Source organism: Pseudomonas sp. UBA6753 (assembly GCF_002453565.1).
Lineage (GTDB): Bacteria > Pseudomonadota > Gammaproteobacteria > Pseudomonadales > Pseudomonadaceae > Aquipseudomonas > Aquipseudomonas putida_Z.
This window is the reverse complement of record NZ_DKHD01000011.1, coordinates 170370-174873: the sequence shown is the minus strand read 5'-3', so window position 1 is coordinate 174873 and position 4504 is coordinate 170370. Positions and strand designations below refer to the sequence as shown.

The window sequence follows — 4504 nt, the reverse complement described above, 5'->3', positions numbered from 1 at the left end:
CAACTTGTTCGGAGTTTCCTTAGCACGCTTTCTTTCTTGATTGCTAAAATCATCGAACCCATTTTGGAGAATCTTATGTCCCGTCTCGCTGAATTCCGCCTGCTCGAACAACAGCTCGCAGCCCAACTGGCGGAGCTGGAAGCGCTGAAAAATGACTCTGCCCTGAAGCAGGAAATGGAATTTGAAACGAAGCTGCGCAGTTTGCTCAACGAGTATGGCTACGGCCTGCGCCAAGTGGTGCTGATCCTCGATCCGCAAGCGGTGGCTTCCACTGATATGGCCCCAAAAACCTCTCGGAAACCACGCGAAGTGAAGGTCTACAAGAATCCACACAGCGGAGAGGTTGTTGAGACCAAGGGTGGTAATCAGCGTACGCTTAAGGCCTGGAAAAACGAGTATGGCGCTGAGGTAGTCGAGTCTTGGCTCGCCAATTGATTGCACTGCAGGCGGCTTCTGGCACGAGATGAATCGTGGTGCGCCCCGAATGCAAATTCCCATTCTGGGGCGTGACGAAATTTTCTGCGGGTGGTGGATTTAGAGAATTAAAACTGTCGCTAGAGGGTCCCGTCTTTCGCGGCCTGCAGCCATTTGGAGAGGAAACGCAAAACTGTCGCAATCACCCAAAACGCCGGTTCAGACTGATTCGCTAGAGAATTAAAACTGTCGCAGCCTGAAACGACGCGGCTTTCACGTGTATTCAGAGCCATCATTATCGATAGCCTGCTTACAAACATGTAATTCCTGGATCACGTGGATGACAGCTCCCAGTCGGTAAGCTTCACTCATGTCTTCATGGAGTAACAGAAATGAACACCGCTAAAAGCATTGCCGCCCTCATGCTCGTAATCGCCTCCTCATCCGCTTTAGCTGAAGGAGGATCTGATCGCTTACACGGAAAGATGATTCAGGCAAATGAGCAAGCAATGCGTGCCTACGCCGCTGCCAATGGAAAAAAACCACCTGAAGTGATCCATTATCGCTACGGAATGAAACTGGATGTGGCGAGAGTTATCAGTATGACTTCGCTCAAAGGTAGCTGCGACGTGATGCCGACACAGATGAATTACGAGGACTCAACAGGTGAGTTGAAAATCCTCGAATATCGCTCTGCTGGAATTAACTGTAGAGGTCAAAACTGACCGAAGGGACAGGGTAAGTCTTGGAGTAAGCTGACCACGACCAGCGCTGCAGCTGGTCGGCTGGCCGGCAGAAGCCCTTCCCCCGGGGCATCTTGCATTACGTGTCAGGATAACTGGCAACTACTTGATCGTCCCCACTCTTGGTGAGGCCGATGACTTGATAGGCGTGTTTCATGCCATCAACCTCCATACCTGGTGAGCCAGCGGGCATGCCAGGTACCGCGACGCCTGCCAGGTCGTTGCGCTTTATGAGCTCCTGCACCTGGGCTGCGGGGACGTGACCTTCCACAAACTTGCCATCGATAACCGCGGTGTGACACGAAGCCAGCCTCGGAGCTACTCCTAGCTCTTGCTTCACCGCCCTCATGTCCGTTTCAACGTGGTCGACGACCTTGAAGCCGTTTGCCTCCAAGTGCGCTATCCATTTCTTACAGCAACCGCAATTAGCGTCCCGGTGCACATCGATAGTCAGGGGCTCCGCAGCAAAGGCGGCTGAGGCGATTAGAAGTGACGCTGCGGTACTTAAACCGAGGAAGCGGCGCTTACTTGTCATGAGTGTGCTCCTTCCCGTCTTTGTGCACATGGGTTTTGGGAGTAGAACCTGTGTGGTGGTCCGAGTGCGCCTCGCCGGACTCGTGTTCACCGTGGTGCTCCGCTACTGATGAAGACTCCGAATGCGAACTGCCATGATCATGACTTTCCTCAGCCACGCCGTTTGCTGCGGAATCATCATGATTTCCATGACCTGATTTCGCACCACCGTGTTGGCCTTCATGGTTATGCATATCGCTTTCGCCACCGCCATGTTGGTGACCACCACTGGAAGCGACCATCATCTGGTACTGCTCAGCATTGAGTTGCGGTAGCTGGTCCAGGAACGCGACGATTCCCCAGATGTACTGGTCGTCCATGCTCTTACCCCAGGCTGGCATGCCTGTCGCTTTGATACCGTGCTTGATGGTCCAAAACGCAGCAGCAGGGTCACCGCTTACACCTATCTCGGTGAGGTTTGGTGGGGATGGGTATAGGGCTTGGCTGAGTTCAGTTTTCTCCACCCCTGGCGCGAGGTGGCAACCGATACACATGGCGTTGTAGTTGCCTGCCCCTGCTTGGATGAGAGCAGGATCTTTAAGGTTTGGCACCTCAATGTCGCTTGCTCGGACTTCAATCGAGCGATCCCGCGCCATGGCCAAAAACGCATGCACAGCGGGGAAGTGTGGGTCGTCCGCACCAACGTTCACGAGACCGAAGTAAGCAGCACCTAGCACTGCTGCGCTAGTAACAGCACCTGCCGCCACCAGCGTTGTAATTGTTTTTTTCATGTTGAGTTCTCAAAACCACATCCGAATACCGGTCACAAAACGAGCTTCGTCCACGTCCCCGCCTTCATCCCGAATGAAATCGGCGGTTTTGCCGTAGGAACGGCTCCAGGTGACACCTATGTATGGCGCGAACTGGCGAACAATCTCGTACCGTAACCGCAGCCCGACTTCGGTGTTTGCCAGGCCAGAGCCGACGCCGCGTTCCGGGTCGTTCTTGCCATAAAAGTTGGCCTCAGCGGTTGGCTGAAGAATTAAACGATTGGTTAGCAAGATGTCGTACTCGCCCTCCAGACGGGCAGCGGTTTGACCGTTCTCGCCGATAAAGGCGGTGGCTTCAGCTTCGAAGTCATACAGGGCCAGGCCCTGAATACCGAACGCAGCCCAGGTCTGCGGATCCTCCGGTTTGAAATCCTGCCGGACGCCGGCGACAACATCCCACCACGGGCTTACCGAGCGGCCATAGAGGAGCTGCAGCTCAGCATCTTCAGTCACACCATTGGTTCGTTCACCTTCCGAGCGAATCCAGAGCCTATTGATATCGCCGCCCACCCAGCCGGATGCATCCCAAGCAAGCGTGCTACCTTCATCGGCATCTTGGTATTCCAGTTGGTCTAGCAAGAAAAAGCTGTTGAACCCGCTGTCATCCATTTTGTGCCCGTCAAGCGGGGGGAAGGCAGCCTGCCGGTCGGCATCAGTCAGCACCGGGATTGGCGTACGGCTGGTCGGGGTCGGCGAATCAGCGTTCCCGTTTCCCATCGTGGAATGACCCATCGCGCCATGATCCATGCCTTCCATGGACCCGTGATCCATGCCTTTCATGCTTCCATGGTCCATCTTGCTGTGGTCCATCGAGGCGGGTTTCGCTTTGGGCTGGCCATGGCCCATTTTGCTGTGATCAACGGGTGCAGGTTGCGTGGGTTGCTTGCTCGCGCCCATCTGGCTGTGGTCCATGCCCGGCATCGCAGCCTGTGATGAGGCGTGGTCCATCTGCATGGCACCGTGGCCCATTGCCGAGTGGTCCATTCCGGAATGATCCATTTCAGCGGCGAAGCTGGGCGAAACGCCCAGCACACCTAAAGAAACGGCGAATGCCAGCAGCGATGGTCGTGCAACGCTATTGGCCATTTTTCCCTGCCTTAGCTTTGTCGCTGCCATGCGATTCCATCATTTTGCTGTGATCCATTCCTTCCATGGAACCATGATCCATGCCCTCCATAGAGCCATGATCCATGCCTTTCATGGAGCCGTGATCCATGCCTTCATGGTTCATGCCCTGGGCTTGCTTGCTCTTCGAGCCGTTCGATTGCGCCGCGTTGGACGACTTTTGAGAGTGCTGATCATGGTTGTCACTGGACCAGGAAGACGGGGCGTACACCGCGAGCAGGCCAACCATCGCGGCAGAGAGGAAAAAGGCGCTTCGTTTCATTGGTTTGCTCATCTCGTATCTCCAGTTCATTCGTCCACGCGGACTTCTCGGAACATGCCCATCTCCATGTGGTACATGAGGTGACAGTGATAGGCCCAGCGCCCGAGTGCATCTGCGGTTACGCGATAGCTTCGTTTCGAGCCAGGCGGCATATCGATCGTGTGTTTTCGCACCATGAAATTGCCGTCCTCATCCTCCAGGTCACTCCACATGCCGTGCAGATGGATGGGGTGAGTCATCATGGTGTCGTTGACCAAGGTAATACGCAGGCGCTCGCCGTACTTGAGCCGCAGCGGCTCTGCGTCAGAAAACTTGATCCCATCGAAGGACCAAGCGAACTTTTCCATATGCCCGGTAAGGTGCAGTTCGATTGTCCGGCCAGGTTCCCGGCCGTCAGGGTCGATGAAGGTGCTACGCAAATCCGAATACGTGAGAACCCGACGCCCGTTATCGCGAAGCCCGATCCCCGGATCGCTCAGCTTTGGCGTAGGGGTCATGGTCTGCATATCGACCAGAGGGTTGTTTGTTTCGGAGGCGGGATGGTTCTGCATGGCACCGCTGGCGGCCATATTGCTTTGGTCCATACCGGTCATGTTGCCGTGGTCCATGCCAGCCAT

Annotated in this window: 7 protein-coding genes; 2 read left to right on the top strand and 5 right to left on the bottom strand. The window is 55.2% G+C overall.

What is annotated here, in order from left to right:
- The first annotated feature begins 75 nt into the window (after positions 1-75).
- Together B2790_RS05915 and B2790_RS05910 are read left to right on the top strand one after the other, a co-directional pair.
- Positions 76-435, top strand: coding sequence for a histone-like nucleoid-structuring protein, MvaT/MvaU family (locus B2790_RS05915; protein WP_010951431.1), 360 nt, complete (start codon positions 76-78; stop codon positions 433-435).
- 371 nt (positions 436-806) lie between these two features.
- Positions 807-1139 (top strand): DUF2790 domain-containing protein, encoded by a 333-nt coding sequence (locus tag B2790_RS05910; protein ID WP_011953079.1) that lies wholly within the window; start codon positions 807-809, stop codon positions 1137-1139.
- 97 nt (positions 1140-1236) lie between these two features.
- Here the strand turns inward: B2790_RS05910 and B2790_RS05905 are convergent, their stop codons facing one another.
- The 5 genes from B2790_RS05905 to B2790_RS05885 form a co-directional block, all read right to left on the bottom strand.
- A complete protein-coding gene (locus tag B2790_RS05905; protein WP_011953080.1) occupies positions 1237-1692 on the bottom strand; it encodes a DUF411 domain-containing protein in 456 nt (151 codons plus the stop codon).
- Positions 1682-2461, bottom strand: a complete 780-nt coding sequence (locus B2790_RS05900; RefSeq protein ID WP_011953081.1) for a c-type cytochrome — start codon at positions 2459-2461, stop codon at positions 1682-1684. Before B2790_RS05900 ends, B2790_RS05905 begins: the two co-directional genes overlap by 11 nt.
- Positions 2462-2470: 9 nt before the next feature.
- Positions 2471-3586 carry a copper resistance protein B gene (locus B2790_RS05895; RefSeq protein WP_286918435.1) on the bottom strand — a complete coding sequence of 372 codons (1116 nt, stop codon included), beginning with the start codon at positions 3584-3586 and terminating at the stop codon, positions 2471-2473.
- Positions 3576-3899 carry a hypothetical protein gene (locus B2790_RS05890; protein WP_012269845.1) on the bottom strand — a complete coding sequence of 108 codons (324 nt, stop codon included), beginning with the start codon at positions 3897-3899 and terminating at the stop codon, positions 3576-3578. The genes B2790_RS05895 and B2790_RS05890 overlap by 11 nt, the downstream gene beginning before the upstream one ends.
- Positions 3900-3913: 14 nt before the next feature.
- A partial coding sequence (locus B2790_RS05885) for a multicopper oxidase domain-containing protein (protein ID WP_029887355.1) occupies positions 3914-4504 on the bottom strand: 591 nt, incomplete at its 5' end.